Source organism: Klebsiella sp. CD33 (genome assembly GCF_051992865.1).
Taxonomy (GTDB): Bacteria; Pseudomonadota; Gammaproteobacteria; order Enterobacterales; family Enterobacteriaceae; genus Klebsiella; species Klebsiella pneumoniae.
In genome coordinates this window covers 194803-209712 of record NZ_CP197023.1, presented here as the reverse complement: position 1 = coordinate 209712, position 14910 = coordinate 194803, and the positions used below count along the sequence as shown (strand labels likewise).

14 protein-coding genes are annotated in these 14910 nt (G+C 57.9%); 8 read left to right on the top strand and 6 right to left on the bottom strand.

Translation table 11 applies throughout. From position 1 onward, the window contains the following. Window positions 1–30 precede the first annotated feature (30 nt). The 5 genes from ACR809_RS01015 to ghrB all read left to right on the top strand — a co-directional run bounded on the left by ACR809_RS01015 (window position 31) and on the right by ghrB (window position 5228). Window positions 31–1047 carry a LacI family DNA-binding transcriptional regulator gene (locus ACR809_RS01015; RefSeq protein WP_002921918.1) on the top strand — a complete coding sequence of 339 codons (1017 nt, stop codon included), beginning with the start codon at window positions 31–33 and terminating at the stop codon, window positions 1045–1047. 111 nt (window positions 1048–1158) lie between these two features. Next, window positions 1159–1908: a sugar phosphate isomerase/epimerase family protein gene (locus ACR809_RS01010; RefSeq protein WP_002921919.1), complete on the top strand. Its 750-nt coding sequence runs from the start codon at window positions 1159–1161 to the stop codon at window positions 1906–1908. A 3-nt stretch (window positions 1909–1911) separates the two neighbouring features. Continuing rightward, window positions 1912–2847, top strand: coding sequence for a sugar kinase (locus ACR809_RS01005; protein ID WP_002921921.1), 936 nt, complete (start codon window positions 1912–1914; stop codon window positions 2845–2847). Between the two features lie 104 nt (window positions 2848–2951). Further along, window positions 2952–4232: an MFS transporter gene (locus ACR809_RS01000; RefSeq protein WP_002921927.1), complete on the top strand. Its 1281-nt coding sequence runs from the start codon at window positions 2952–2954 to the stop codon at window positions 4230–4232. Window positions 4233–4256: 24 nt separating this feature from the next. Beyond that, complete coding sequence (gene ghrB, locus ACR809_RS00995) at window positions 4257–5228, top strand: glyoxylate/hydroxypyruvate reductase GhrB (protein WP_004145219.1); 972 nt, start codon at window positions 4257–4259, stop codon at window positions 5226–5228. 108 nt (window positions 5229–5336) lie between these two features. On the opposite strand, the gene ACR809_RS00990 is transcribed toward ghrB, so the two are convergent. Next, entirely contained in the window at window positions 5337–6047 is a 711-nt protein-coding gene (locus ACR809_RS00990) for a DUF3053 domain-containing protein (RefSeq protein ID WP_002921929.1), read from the bottom strand. 440 nt (window positions 6048–6487) lie between these two features. Here ACR809_RS00990 and ACR809_RS00985 point away from each other — a divergent pair, with 440 nt between their 5' ends. The 3 genes from ACR809_RS00985 (at window position 6488) to cspE (ending at window position 8843) form a co-directional block, all read left to right on the top strand. Then, window positions 6488–7843: an MFS transporter gene (locus ACR809_RS00985; protein ID WP_122051032.1), complete on the top strand. Its 1356-nt coding sequence runs from the start codon at window positions 6488–6490 to the stop codon at window positions 7841–7843. 245 nt (window positions 7844–8088) lie between these two features. Further along, window positions 8089–8379: an HTH-type transcriptional regulator gene (locus ACR809_RS00980; protein WP_002921931.1), complete on the top strand. Its 291-nt coding sequence runs from the start codon at window positions 8089–8091 to the stop codon at window positions 8377–8379. Between the two features lie 251 nt (window positions 8380–8630). Then, the gene (gene cspE / locus ACR809_RS00975; protein ID WP_000014594.1) at window positions 8631–8843 is read left to right on the top strand and encodes a transcription antiterminator/RNA stability regulator CspE; all 213 of its coding nucleotides are present in this window, start codon (window positions 8631–8633) and stop codon (window positions 8841–8843) included. Window positions 8844–8941: 98 nt separating this feature from the next. Here cspE and ACR809_RS00970 read toward each other — a convergent pair whose 3' ends face one another. From ACR809_RS00970 to ACR809_RS00950, 5 genes are all read right to left on the bottom strand, one after another. Then, window positions 8942–10561: an ATP-binding cassette domain-containing protein gene (locus tag ACR809_RS00970; RefSeq protein WP_102098006.1), complete on the bottom strand. Its 1620-nt coding sequence runs from the start codon at window positions 10559–10561 to the stop codon at window positions 8942–8944. 301 nt (window positions 10562–10862) lie between these two features. Further along, window positions 10863–11015, bottom strand: coding sequence for a type I toxin-antitoxin system toxin HokA (hokA, locus tag ACR809_RS00965; protein ID WP_004205012.1), 153 nt, complete (start codon window positions 11013–11015; stop codon window positions 10863–10865). 326 nt (window positions 11016–11341) lie between these two features. Next, window positions 11342–13411, bottom strand: a complete 2070-nt coding sequence (gene glyS, locus ACR809_RS00960; protein WP_002922127.1) for a glycine--tRNA ligase subunit beta — start codon at window positions 13409–13411, stop codon at window positions 11342–11344. Between the two features lie 9 nt (window positions 13412–13420). After that, a complete protein-coding gene (gene glyQ / locus ACR809_RS00955) occupies window positions 13421–14332 on the bottom strand; it encodes a glycine--tRNA ligase subunit alpha (protein ID WP_002922128.1) in 912 nt (303 codons plus the stop codon). A gap of 127 nt (window positions 14333–14459) precedes the next feature. Beyond that, window positions 14460–14759, bottom strand: coding sequence for a YsaB family lipoprotein (locus ACR809_RS00950; RefSeq protein ID WP_002922129.1), 300 nt, complete (start codon window positions 14757–14759; stop codon window positions 14460–14462). Window positions 14760–14910: the final 151 nt, after the last annotated feature.

Genomic DNA, 14910 nt, shown 5'->3' with positions numbered 1-14910 from the left:
GTTGGCAGATTTTCAGCAAAGGAAGCCACCATGGCGAAAGCGGCGCGTGCAACTATCAGCGATGTGGCGAAAGCCGCAAAGACCGGCAAAACCAGCATTTCACGTTATCTTAACGGCGAGAAGCATCTGCTTTCCGACGACCTGTTATCACGTATTGAAAAAGCCATTGCCGAACTCGACTACCGCCCCAGCCTGATGGCCCGCGGCCTCAAGCACGGCCGAACCCGCCTCATCGGCCTGATCATCGCCGATATCACCAATCCCTACTCGGTCAACGTCATGAGCGGCATTGAAGCAGCCTGCCGGGAAAAGGGCTTCACCCTGCTGGTGTGTAATACCAATAACGAGCTCGATCAGGAGCTGCACTACCTGGACCTGCTGCGCAGCTACCAGGTGGAGGGTATTGTCGTCAACGCGGTCGGCATGCGGGAGGATGGTCTGAACCGCCTGCAGCAGTCGGCCCTGCCGATGGTGCTGATCGACCGTAAAATCCCCGATTTCGCCTGCGATGTGGTCGGGCTTGATAACGCCCAGGCCGCCACCACCGCCACCGAACATCTGGTGGAAAAAGGATTCGAGGCCATCCTGTTTCTCAGCGAACCGCTGGGCTCGGTGAATACCCGTCGCGAGCGCCTGAGCGCCTTTCGCGCCACGCTTGCCCGCCACCACGGCGTGGTGGCCGAAAACGCCGAGGTGCAGCTTAACGACGGCGCGATGCTGGACAACGTCCTGCGTCAGTTCCATGCCCGCCACCGCGGGATGCGCAAAGCGGTCATCTCCGCCAACGGCGCGCTGACGCTGCAGGTAGCCCGCGCCCTGAAGCGCGTCGGCCTGATCTGGGGGAGCGATATCGGCCTGCTGGGCTTCGACGAACTGGAGTGGGCGGAGCTGGCCGGCGTCGGTATTACCACCCTCAAACAGCCGACGTGGCAGATCGGCTACGCGGCGGTCGAACAGGTTATTCGGCGCATTGCCGGCACTAACGACCCCATCCGCGAACGGGTATTTTCCGGCGAGCTTATCGTCCGCGGATCAACCTCCCGTTAACGATCCTTCGTGATGCCGATCATAAATTAAACATCTCGCCCTTTCTTATGGAACCGATACCATCTAGCGTATTAAGGAGATTAAGCAACAAACGCCGGGAGTAAGAGCGCGATGGCCAGAAAAATTATTGTCGTTACCGCTGCGTATGGTAATGACCATGTTAAATCCTTAGGCGGGCAGGCCGCCGTCCTGCCGTTTATCGCCAACGCCGGGGCGGACGGCGTCGAAATCCGCCGCGAGCTGTGCAGCGCGGAAGAGCTCAACGCTCTGCCCTCGCTGGCGGCCACCATTGAGCGCCACGGCCTGCTGGCCTGCTACTCCGCGCCGCAGGCGCTGTTCACCGACAACGGCGAGCTTAACCCGGATCTCCCGACGCTGCTCGCGGAAGCGCAAACTCTGAACGCTCTGTGGCTGAAGCTCTCCCTTGGCCATTTCCTCCACAATCAGCAGTTGGATGAGCTGCGCGATATCCTCAGCGACAGCGGCATGGCGTTGGTGGTAGAGAATGACCAGACCGACTGCGGCCAGCTGGCGCCGATGCAGCGCTTCAAAGCCGCCTGCCGGGTCCATCAGCTGCCGATCACCTTAACATTTGATATGGGCAACTGGCTGTGGGTTGGCGATTCGCCGGAAGAGGCGGCACGTCATCTTGCGCCGGCGGTCAGCTATATTCATGTTAAAGCGGCGGAGCCTCATCATGAGAAATTCCGCGCTGTACCGCCGGATCAGGCCGCCGAACGCTGGCTGGCCCTGCTCGATAATCTTCCCGCCGACGCGCCGCGTGGAATCGAGTTTCCGCTGACTGGCCATGACCTGACGGCCGTGACCCGCCGCTACGTCAACCTGTTACGCGAGGATTAAGTCGTGGAAAATTTAGATGTCATCACCATCGGCGAAGCTATGGCCATGTTTGTCGCCACCGAAACCGGGGATCTGGCCGAGGTGGAGCATTTCATGAAACGTGTCGCCGGCGCCGAGCTGAACGTCGCCACCGGCCTGGCGCGCCTGGGTCTGAAAGTCGGCTGGGTGAGCCGCGTCGGCAACGACAGCTTTGGCCGCTTCGTACTGCAATCGCTGGCGAAAGAGGGGATCGATAGCCACGCTGTGGCCATCGACAACCGCTTCGCTACCGGTTTCCAGATGAAATCGAAAGTCGAAAATGGAACCGATCCCATTGTGGAGTATTTCCGCAAAGGATCCGCAGCCAGCCATCTTTCGCCGGACGATTTTCGCGCCGACTACTTCACCAGCGCCCGCCATCTGCACCTGAGCGGCGTCGCGGCGGCCCTTTCTGAGAGCTCTTACGCGTTGCTGGAGCATGCGGCGAAGGTAATGAAAGCCGAAGGAAAAACCCTCTCTTTCGACCCCAATCTGCGCCCGGTGCTGTGGAAAAGCGAAGCCGAGATGGTGGAGAAACTCAACCGTCTCGCCTTCCAGGCTGACTGGGTTTTGCCAGGCTTAAAAGAGGGCGTGATTCTTACCGGCCAGCAGACCCCGGAAGGGATTGCCGATTTCTATCTCTCCCGCGGCGTCAAGGCGGTAGTCATTAAAACCGGCTGCGACGGCGCCTGGTTCAAGAGCGCCAGCGGCGAACAGGGAACGGTCGATGCCATTAAAGTCGATAACGTCGTCGATACCGTCGGCGCCGGCGACGGCTTTGCCGTCGGGGTGATTAGCGCCCTGCTGGAAGGCAAAACCCTGCTTCAGGCGGTGAACCGCGGCAATAAAATCGGTTCGCTGGCGATTCAGGTCCAGGGCGACAGCGAGGGGCTGCCCACTCGCGACGCGCTGGGCGAGTAACTTTTCTACGCAACGATAACAGCCGTCCTGTACCCTACCTGCAGCGCGGCACAGCAGCGTCCGTTTCGACGGACGTATGTCTCCTCATTGACAGAGGCAAGCCTATGAATAGCTCAACAAATGCAACGAAACGCTGGTGGTACATCATGCCTATCGTGTTTATCACGTATAGCCTGGCGTACCTCGACCGCGCCAACTTCAGCTTCGCCTCCGCGGCAGGCATTACCGAAGACCTGGGCATCACCAAGGGGATCTCCTCCCTGCTGGGGGCGCTGTTCTTCCTCGGCTACTTCTTCTTCCAGATCCCCGGCGCTATCTATGCGGAGCGCCGCAGCGTTCGCAAACTGATCTTTATCTGCCTGATCCTGTGGGGCGGTTGCGCCTCCCTGACCGGTATTGTGCATAATATCCCGGCGCTGGCGGCGATCCGCTTTATCCTCGGCGTCGTCGAAGCCGCGGTGATGCCGGCGATGCTTATCTATATCAGCAACTGGTTCACCAAATCAGAGCGCTCTCGCGCCAACACCTTCCTGATCCTCGGTAACCCGGTGACGGTCCTGTGGATGTCGGTAGTCTCCGGCTACCTGATTCAGGCCTTCGGCTGGCGGGAAATGTTCATCATCGAAGGGGTGCCGGCGGTGATCTGGGCCTTCTGCTGGTGGGTGCTGGTGAAAGATAAGCCGTCGCAGGTGTCCTGGCTGGCGGAGAGTGAAAAAGCGGCGCTGCAGGAACAACTGGATCGTGAACAGCAAGGCATCAAAGCGGTGCGTAACTATGGCGAAGCCTTCCGCTCCCGCAACGTGATCCTGCTCTGCGCGCAGTATTTTGCCTGGAGTATCGGCGTATACGGCTTTGTACTGTGGCTGCCGTCGATTATCCGCAGCGGCGGTGAAAATATGGGGATGGTGGAAGTGGGCTGGCTCTCTTCTGTCCCGTACCTGGCGGCCACCATCGCCATGATCGTCGTCTCCTGGGCCTCGGATAAACTGCAAAACCGTAAGCTGTTCGTCTGGCCGCTGCTGCTGATTGGCGGACTGGCCTTCATCGGTTCCTGGGCGGTCGGCGCCAACCACTTCTGGGTCTCCTACACCCTGCTGGTGGTGGCCGGGGCGGCAATGTATGCGCCTTACGGCCCCTTCTTCGCCATTATTCCGGAAATGCTGCCGCGCAACGTCGCCGGGGGCGCCATGGCGCTGATCAACAGCATGGGCGCGCTGGGCTCCTTCTGCGGCTCGTGGTTTGTCGGCTACCTGAACGGCGCCACCGGCAGCCCCGCAGCGTCCTATATTTTTATGGGGGTAGCGCTTTTCGCCTCAGTATGGCTGACTTTGATTGTTAAGCCTGCTAATAATCAAAACCTTCCACTTGGCGCTCATCACGCCTGAACGACTCATACTACGGAGATTCGCATGAAGCCGTCTGTCATTCTCTATAAAACGCTTCCCGACGACCTGCTACAGCGTCTGGAGGAGCACTTTTCCGTCACTCAGGTGAAAAACCTGCGGCCGGAGACCGTTTCGCAGCACGCTGAGGCCTTCGCCCAGGCTGAAGGCCTGCTGGGCTCCAGCGAAAAGGTTGACGCCGCGCTGCTGGAGAAGATGCCGAAGCTGCGTGCGACCTCCACCGTTTCCGTTGGCTATGACAACTTCGACGTCGAGGCGCTGAACGCCCGCCGGGTGCTGCTGATGCATACCCCGACCGTGCTGACCGAGACCGTCGCCGATACGGTCATGGCGCTGGTGCTGAGTACCGCGCGTCGGGTAGTGGAAGTGGCGGAGCGCGTCAAAGCGGGTGAATGGACGAAGAGCATTGGTCCGGACTGGTTCGGCACGGATGTTCACCATAAAACCTTAGGCATCGTCGGCATGGGCCGCATCGGTATGGCGCTGGCGCAGCGCGCCCACTTCGGGTTCGGCATGCCGATCCTGTATAACGCGCGTCGCCAGCATCCGCAGGCGGAAGAACGCTTCAATGCCCGCTATTGCGATCTCGATACCCTGCTGCAGGAGGCTGACTTTGTCTGCCTGATCCTGCCCCTGAGCGAAGAGACTCACCATCTGTTCGGTCAGGCGCAGTTTGCCAAAATGAAATCTTCCGCCATCTTCATTAACGCCGGGCGTGGCCCGGTAGTGGACGAGCAGGCGCTGATCGCCGCTCTGCAGAACGGTGAGATCCACGCTGCCGGTCTCGATGTGTTCGAACACGAACCGCTGGCCAAGGACTCACCGCTGCTGAGCCTGCCGAACGTCGTCGCGCTGCCGCATATCGGCTCCGCCACCCATGAGACGCGCTACAATATGGCGGCCTGTGCGGTGGACAACCTGATCGACGCCCTGAACGGCAACGTAGAGAAAAACTGCGTCAATCCGCAGGTAAAATAAGCCATAAAAAAACCCGGGTAACGGCGGCAACCGCCCTCCCCGGGTTCTTTTTGCATCCTGTCCATCATCCTGCCCGTTCGCCACAGCCAACGTCAGCCAGATGAAGCATTAACGGGTGGCGTTCACCGCCGCCGTCCATGCCTGATTAAACGCCTGATGCTGCGCCGCCAGCGGCCCAATCAGCGCATTGTACTGGCTGGCCTGCTGGGAGGTCGGGAACTGAATGCCGTTGGCCACAAAGCTCACCTGCGTCCCCTGCTGAGCGACAAAATCCCCAACCTGAACCAGCTGCTGGGTAAAGATCTGCGCGGCCGGGATCAGCGGCTGCAGCGCGTCGGCTGGCGCCGTCACCACCTTGGCGTAAACCTGATCGAAGACCGGCTTGAGATCGTCAGCCTGCTTCAGCGCGCCATGCGCGGCATCGGCCTGCATTTTCGCATTCTGCAGCTGCTGGCTGAGCACGCCCAGCGCGCCGTTCGCCTGACGCAGCGGCTCACGCTGGGTCATATAATCCTGCGGGACGCGGATCGCATTGACGCTGTCCACCACCGGGCGCAGACCAGCGTCCATCGCCTGGCTCACCTGCTGCGAGTAACCGTAGATCACCGCGTAGTCAGAGACAAAAGGCCCAAACTGTTTTTTCTGATCGGCGGTCAGCGTCGGCAGACGTTCACCGCTACGCATCGCCGTATTCTGCAGGAAGTCGATAAACGCTTTGCGCTGATCGCCCTCTTTATCAAAACACCCACTCAGGCTAACCACCATCAATAAGGCCGCCATAGCCGCAAACCAGCGAGAGCAGGACTTTCCTGTCGCCATTTTTTTACTCCTTTCAGCCAAAAAAAGCGCACAACGGCACACACGTGCCAGACGCTGACAAGGATAGTCCAGCTCGGCCTCGCAGGATACCCTTTCCTGCTAATCTTACGCGGGAAAAACACCATTTTGCACGCCATCGTCGCGCTGTAGAACGTCTGTTATGCGCATCACAAATATGGTCTTAAAATCAGGTGGGCCAGAACCTCATAATCCATTGATATTAATATAAATAAAAAGCCACAACCCGGCACTGCGCCTTAAAGCGGACGATAATCGCACGCTTTGGCACGCGTCTGGATTGCCTGCCTCGCACTTCAATGATTTGATGAATGAGCGATTAACGGCGACATGTTCGATTATCGCACAAATCAAACTCAACGACGCGAAGGCGACGATAATAATAAACCTCTGTCCCTCGCTCAGTCTGCCAGGAAAGCCGTATGACTAAGACAACCATCGACATTCAGGCCTTTATCAACGAGCACCCCTTCACCCGCTACCAGTGGATGATCCTTGCGCTCTGCTTTATCACCGTCGCGATGGACGGGTTCGATACCGCAATTATCGGGTTCATCGCCTCCGACCTGGTGCAAGAGTGGGGCGTGGAAAAATCGGCCCTCGGCCCGGTGATGAGCGCCGCGCTGCTGGGCCTGGCGGTCGGCGCCTTAACCGCAGGGCCGCTGGCTGACCGCATCGGCCGCAAAAAAGTGCTGATCATGTCGATCGTGGTGTTCGGCGGATTCAGCCTGCTCACCGCCTTCGCCACCAGCCTTAATCAGCTGACGCTGCTGCGCTTCCTGACCGGTCTGGGCCTTGGCGCGGCGATGCCGAATGCCGCGACGCTAATGAGTGAATATGCGCCGGAGCGCCGTCGGGCGCTGCTGGTGAACCTGATGTTTGTCGGCTTTCCGATGGGATCTTCGCTGGGCGGCTTTTTATCCGCCTGGATGATCCCGCACTATGGCTGGCAGAGCGTGCTGGTGCTGGGCGGCGTGATGCCCCTCCTGCTGGCGGTGGCATTAATATTCCTGCTGCCAGAGTCCGTCCGCTATCTGGTAGTGAAGCAGCACCCGGCGCAGCGCATTGCTGCTATCCTGCGCCATATCGCGCCGCTGCCGAAGGCAGTGGAATTTGTACTACGCGAAGCAGGCCAGGTGAAAGAGAAATCCGCGATCGGCGTCATTTTCTCTCCTCGCTACGCGGTGGGTACCGTGATGCTGTGCCTGACCTACTTTATGGGCCTGCTGATTTTCTATCTGCTGACCAGCTGGCTGCCGCTGCTCATCCGTGAAACCGGCGCCTCGATGAGTCAGGCCTCAATTATCACCGCCCTGTTCCCGCTCGGCGGCGGGATTGGCGTGCTGATCCTCGGCGCCCTGATGGACAAGATCAACCCCAATAAAGTGGTGGCCGTCGGCTGGCTGCTGACCGGCGTTTTTGTCTGCCTGGTGGGCTTCTCCACCAGCAGCCTGGCGCTAATGGGAGTGATGGTCTTTATCGCCGGCAGCATTATGAACGGCGCGCAGTCGTCGATGCCGGCGCTGGCGGCTGGCTTCTATCCGACGCAGGGGCGCGCCACCGGCGTCGCCTGGATGCTGGGTATCGGCCGCTTCGGCGGCATCCTCGGCGCGTTCAGCGGCGCCTTCCTGATGCAGGCTCAGCTCTCCTTTGAGACCATTTTCACCCTGCTGGCCATCCCGGCGTTCCTGTCAGCCTTTGCGCTGCTGATCAAGTACCGGGTCAGTAAATCCGTGCCGGCGACGACAGATGAGGCGAGAAGCCTGCAGAAAGCCTAACCCTATAAGCCGGCGCCCCGCGCCGGCTTTGCCGCTTTTTTCTTATCCGTTTACAAAAATTTTCGAAGCCACCTCATCGCGTTAATAATCATTCTTTTAGGCTACGCTGCCGTTTGGCTGTCGGGGCAGATTCGATAGCCTGTTGGCAAATAATCACCGACGTTACCATCCCTTGCGCCATTTTCTGACTATTCTTAATGAGCTATAGAAAAATCTTTTCCGCTGTGTGATAAAAGGAGTTCTCAATGGAATATAAAGATCCCGTGTTTGAACTGCTGAGCAGCCTGGAACACATCGTTTTTAAGGATGATAATCAGAAACTTACCTCAAACCGTAAGTCCACTGTATTTAGTGAATTTGAACAGCTGCGTAAAGGCACTGGACTTAAGATTGACGACTTTGCCAACGTCATGGGCGTGAGCGTCGCCATGGTAAGAGAGTGGGAGTCGAGACGGGTCAGACCGTCTCCCACCGAGCTGAAATTGATGCGCCTGATTCAGGCCAATCCACAGCTTTCACGACAATTACTCGATTAATCTCGCGCGCAGCGGCAAAGGCCAGTAAGGGAGCTTTTGCCGCTGCACCGTAAAAAAAGTTTGCTATCAGGTGCTGAACGTGCGTTAATGCTCGCAGGTTTGATGTACAGACCACAGAGCAGTCGAATAGAGCAGTCCTTCTAAGGTTATCCAAAGATACCCCCGTAGTGAACTTTCCCTTTATCGCTTTAAATCTGTAGTCCAGACCCCTACGCCGCAAGGCTCACTTATTTTTTTAAAGGTAATTCACTATGTCCGGTAAAATGACTGGTATCGTAAAATGGTTCAACGCTGACAAAGGCTTCGGCTTCATCACTCCTGACGATGGCTCTAAAGACGTGTTCGTACACTTCTCTGCTATCCAGAACGATGGCTACAAATCCCTGGACGAAGGTCAGAAAGTATCCTTCACCATCGAAAGCGGCGCTAAAGGCCCGGCAGCTGGCAACGTAACTTCTCTGTAAGTTCAAGCCGCTAAGAATCGAGAATCCCTGCCTGATGGCGGGGATTTTTTTTATCTGTCGCCAGTAGCCGCCAGCATAAGATGGCGGCTACTGGGCATTCAGAGCAGGGAAAAGTGCCAGCCCGTCTCCCGCCACGCCAGACTATGGGTCAGCTTCAGACCTTGTAAAAACGCTTCATCATGCGACACCACCAGCATCGCGCCGGGAAACGCCGCCAGCGCGCTTTCAATAGCCTGCGTCGATGCTAAATCGAGATGGTTGGTCGGCTCATCCAACAAAAGCAGTTGGGCAGGCTCGCGTCGCCAGAGCACGCACGCCAGCGCCGCTTTCAGGCGCTCGCCGCCGCTGAGCGCCGACAGCGGCAGAGTGACCTTATCCGCGCCCAGCTGGAGCTGCGCCAGGCGGGTGCGCAGGAGGCCCTCATCCAGTGGGGTATCTTCCAGGCTCAGGTGCGCCATTACCGACAGGGATAAATCCAGCTGCGTCAGATGTTGATCGAGGTAAGCGGCGCTCACCGAAAGCCGGACATCGCCTGACGCGGCCTGCTCCAGCCCCAACAGCGTTTTCAGCAAAGTGGTTTTGCCACAGCCGTTTGGCCCCTTTAGCGCGATGCGCATCGGGCCATCGATACGCCAGTTCAGCGGCGCAGCCGGCGCATGGTCGAGCTGCAATGCTTCCACCACCAGAACCTGCTTGCCGGCGGCCACTTCGCTACCCGGCAGGGTAAACATCACTGGGGTCTCTTCCTCAACCCGCTCCCGCGCCTGCTGCACGGCGGCATTCAGACTGCTGTTCTGTTCACGATGCTGACGGCGCAGCGCTCCCGGGCGCTCTTTTGCCGCGCCTTTGTACTTCACGCGTTCGAAGGAGGCGATATTTAGCGTATCAACGGTACGCAGCGTCTGAGCCGAGCGCCGCTGGGCGGCGTCATGCTCCTTTTGCATTCGCGCGCGGGTGCGCCGTCGGTCGGTCACGGCATGCTCCAGCGCCGCGCGCGCGGCCTGCTGCTCCGCCATACGCTGGCGCTGATATTCATCATAGTTGCCGCCGTAGCTGCGCAGCGCCGTCGGCGTCAGCTCAATAATCCTCGGCATCCGCGTCAGCAGCTCGCGGTCGTGGCTGGCGATCAGAGCCCCGCCCTGCCAGCTTTCCAGTTGGTGATAGAGCCACTCCCGCCCCTGGCGGTCCAGATGGTTGGTAGGCTCATCCAGCAGCAGATAATCGGCGCCCGAGACGAAGGTGCCGCACAGCAGAGCCTTCATCCGCTCGCCGCCGCTGAGTGAAAACGCGGGGCGATCGGCAGAGAACGGCGGGAGATCGGCTTCACGGAACGCTAAACTCAGGCGATCGGTGAGATCCCAGTGACCATCTAACAGATCGAAATCGTCGGCCAGCCCTTGGCCCTGTTCAAGGCGAGACAAGGCGGCAAAAACCGACGCATAGCCCAGCAGCGTAGCGAGGGTGGTCTCCGGCGTGAGCGTCGGCTGCTGCGCTACCCAGGCAACGGCGGCGGCGCGCTCAATATGGCCGCCGGCAGGAGAATCAAGGCCCGCCAGCAGACGCAGCAGACGCGTCTTGCCGACGCCGTTCCGGCCAACCAGGCCGCAAAGCGACGGTGCCAGCGATAAATTCAGCGGACCGAAAAGCGTATCTCCCGTCGAAAACTGACAGGTGACCTGATGCAAAATAAAAGAAGGGGATTGGGCGCAATGAGCCATAAGCACTCCTGAATGAAATCAATACTCCCCTACCCGCAACGTCTGCGAGGTAAGGCGTGAAATTCATCAGTCGTGTTTGTTCATTTGTGGGGCGCGCTCCGGTGAGACGAGGGATTCGTCGGGACATAGGATAGCCACACTCCGGTATGCGTTGCAAGCCTGTTTTATTCAACGATCTTGTAAAAATAAAAAGGCCTCCTGATATCAGGAGGCAAAGGATTTATTTGGTGAACAATGAAAGGGTGCATTGAGAATGCCTGACACCGCAAGCATGGTGGGGACAGATCCCCACCAAATGCTCTTACTGTTTAATATCACAGGCTAAGAATGCCACCAGCTCAATATTTCCCTGCCTGATCTGTAATTCACATAGCGAATCACGAACCATCCAGGTCAATAATAAAATAGTGAAGCAAATCACTACTAAGCCAAACAACAGATACTTTTGCGGCATTCCTCGCCTCCAGTGTTGATTTTCAACAAGTAAGAGGCTACTCTTATGGTGTTGATGCATAGGGGAGCCTCACTTTGATTACTATCAGGTGGGGCTTTTCTCTGTGTGTCTCCCGCTGAATACCTGAGACACACAGTCTCAAGCACCCGCCGCCATTCTAGCGTAAATACCTCACGGAATTATGTTTATATATTCCTAAAACATTTCTTATCGATGAATGTAAATAATGAAGATATCAATGACAGAATTATTAGCGGTTCGGCTACCTATATTTTACGTATAAAAAAACCTGCACCGCGGCAGGTTTTTTATTATTACCGATACGCTTACTGCAGCAGAGAAATATCCGCCACCTGCAGGAACAGTTCACGCAGTTTGGACAGCAGCGTCAGACGGTTGATGCGAACATCTTTGTCTTCAGCGTTAACCATCACGTTCTCGAAGAACTCATCCACCGGCTCGCGCAGCGCGGCCAGCTCAATCAGCGCATCCTGATAACGGCCTGCGGCGAAATACGGCTGCAGCTTGTCGCGCAGCACCACCAGATTACCCGCCAGCTTAATTTCCGCCGCTTCTTTCAGCACCGAAGCGTGAACGATGTCGTTCAGCGTCTCATCGGATTTCGCGAGGATGTTGGAGACACGTTTGTTTGCCGCCGCCAGCGCGGAGGACTCTTCCAGAGTACGGAAGTGCGATACCGCCTTCATACGCGCATCGAAATCCGCCGGGCGGGTTGGACGACGCGCCAGTACCGCCTGGATCGTGTCGACGCCGTAGCCTTCGTCCTGATACCAGGCACGGAAGCGGCCCAGCATAAAGTCGATCACATCATCAACCACGTTGGCGTTGGTCAGCTTCTCACCGTACAGACGAACCGCTTCTTCGGTCAGCGTCTGCAGATCGAGATCCAGGTTCTTCTCAACGATGATACGCAGCACGCCCAGCGCGGCGCGACGCAGCGCAAACGGGTCTTTATCGCCTTTCGGATGCTGACCGATACCAAAGATACCCGCCAGGGTGTCCATCTTATCGGCAATCGCTACCGCGCAGGCCACCGGATTAGACGGCAGCGCGTCGCCAGCAAATCGCGGCTGATACTGCTCGTTCAGCGCCACGGCCACGTCTTCCGCTTCGCCGTCATGGCGCGCGTAGTGCATCCCCATCACGCCCTGGGTGTCGGTGAACTCGAAGACCATGTTGGTCATCAGGTCGCACTTGGACAGCAGGCCCGCGCGGGTTGCGTGGTTCACGTCAGCGCCAATCTGTTCGGCAATCCAGCCCGCCAGCGCCTGGATGCGATCGGTCTTGTCGCGCAGGGTGCCCAGCTGCTGCTGGAACAGCACGGTTTCCAGACGCGGCAGGTTATCTTCCAGACGTTTTTTACGGTCGGTATTGAAGAAGAACTCGGCATCGGCCAGACGCGGACGGACCACCTTCTCGTTACCGGAGATGATCTGCTGCGGATCTTTGGACTCGATGTTGGCCACGAAGATAAAGTTCGGCAGCAGTTTGCCGGCGTTGTCGTAGACCGGGAAGTACTTCTGGTCGCCCTTCATGGTGTAAACCAGCGCTTCAGACGGCACCGCGAGGAATTTTTCTTCGAACTTCGCCGTCAGCACCACCGGCCATTCCACCAGCGAGGTGACTTCTTCCAGCAGGCTTTCGCTCAGATCGGCTTGACCGCCGATCTTACGCGCCGCCTCTTGCGCATCAGCTTTGATTTTGGCTTTACGCTGTTCGTAATCGGCAATGACTTTACCGCGCTCCAGCAGGATCTGCGGGTACTGGTCGGCATGGTCGATGGTGAACTCCGGCTCACCCATAAAGCGATGCCCGCGAATCACGCGATCGGACGGAATACCGAGGATAGTGGCCGGGATCACTTTGTCACCCAGCAGCAAAGTCACCGTGTGTACCGGACGCACGAAGTGGACGTCAGACGCGCCCCAGCGCATCAGTTTCGGGATCGGTAGCTTCGCCAGCGAGCTGGCAATCATGTTCGGCAGCAGCGCTTCGGTGCTTTCGCCCTTCACATGGGCGCGATACAGCAACCACTCGCCTTTGTCCGTGGTCAGACGTTCGGCCTGATCGACGGTGATACCGCAGCCGCGCGCCCAGCCTTCGGCCGCTTTGCTTGGCTTGCCTTCGGCATCGAACGCCTGGGCAATAGCCGGGCCGCGTTTTTCCACTTCGCGATCGGCTTGCGCCGCCGCCAGGTTGGCCACCTTCAGCGCCAGACGACGCGGGGCGGCAAACCATTCCACTTTACCGTGCGCAAGGCCAGCGTTATCCAGCTCCGCGGTCACATTCGCAGCAAAAGATTCCGCCAGGCTGCGCAGCGCTTTTGGTGGCAGCTCTTCAGTGCCGATTTCCACCAGAAAAGTATTCTCAGACATGGCCGCCTCTTATTTATTCTTGTTGCACATCGGGAAGCCGAGCGCTTCACGGGAAGCGTAGTACGCTTCCGCCACTGCTTTAGTCAGGGTGCGAATGCGCAGGATATAGCGCTGACGCTCGGTGACGGAGATGGCTTTACGCGCATCCAGCAGGTTGAAGCTGTGAGCCGCTTTCAGAATACGCTCGTAGGCCGGCAGCGGCAGCGGGGTCTCCAGCGCCAGCAGCTGCTGGGCCTCTTTCTCATACTGTTCGAAGCAGGTGAACAGGAAGTCGACGTCGGCATATTCGAAGTTATAGGTGGACTGCTCCACTTCGTTCTGGTGGAACACGTCGCCGTAGGTGGTTTTCCCCAGCGGGCCATCGCTCCAGACCAGGTCATAGACGCTGTCCACACCCTGGATGTACATCGCCAGACGCTCCAGACCGTAGGTGATCTCGCCGGTCACCGGCTTACACTCGAGGCCGCCGACCTGCTGGAAGTAGGTGAACTGCGTCACTTCCATGCCGTTGAGCCACACTTCCCAGCCCAGACCCCAGGCGCCTAGCGTCGGGTTTTCCCAGTTGTCTTCGACAAAGCGAATGTCGTGGATAGTCGGGTCCATACCCAGCTCTTTCAGCGACCCGAGGTACAGCTCCTGGATGTTGTCCGGAGAGGGTTTAATCACCACCTGGAACTGATAGTAGTGCTGTAAACGGTTCGGGTTTTCGCCATAGCGGCCATCGGTTGGACGACGGGAAGGCTGTACGTAGGCGGTCGCCATCGGCTCCGGTCCTAACGCGCGCAGGCAGGTCATCGGGTGAGAGGTGCCGGCGCCGACTTCCATGTCCAGTGGTTGAACAATGGTGCAGCCCTGACGAGCCCAGTAATCCTGTAAGGTCAGGATCAGGCCCTGGAAGGTCCTGGTATCAAACTTTTGCATATGATTTCGTGCTGGATACGTGTGGATTTAAAGGAAGGAGTCAGTATACCCGCTGGCTGCGAGATATACAGTACGAAACGGCGTTGTTTCAGGAAAACGGACGAAATTTACGCCAGGCGGGGTCGATTCAGCGCATCGAAAGATGCATAAACTGGCCGTCCGGGTCAAAGGAACAGATGAAACGCTCATTCTTGCCGGTACGGCCAGAAAGCTCATAGCTCGCCTGGAATTGTTCAAAGTGGTTCACGTCAACGAGCTGCGTTTGCGTGTTATAGCGGATAGCCGCCTGATCCTTGCAAAGCTGCGCCATATTGAGCGTGGTTTGCGGCGTAATACGAGCGCGCTGCGCTTTTTGCGTCGGCGGGGAGACGGTCTCGCTGCAGCCCGCGAGGAGCAGCACCAGCATGACGGAAACAACACCTTTCACCACGTTCTCCTCCACCGCCTTGTTAGCAAGTTGTTATCCTAAAGATTCAGTATTACAGGTATTTTGCGAATATCATGAAACTGCGACAAGTCTGTGACCGAAAACTCAGACTAATCTATTGCGACACCGGGAAACCGGGCAGGTCATATCT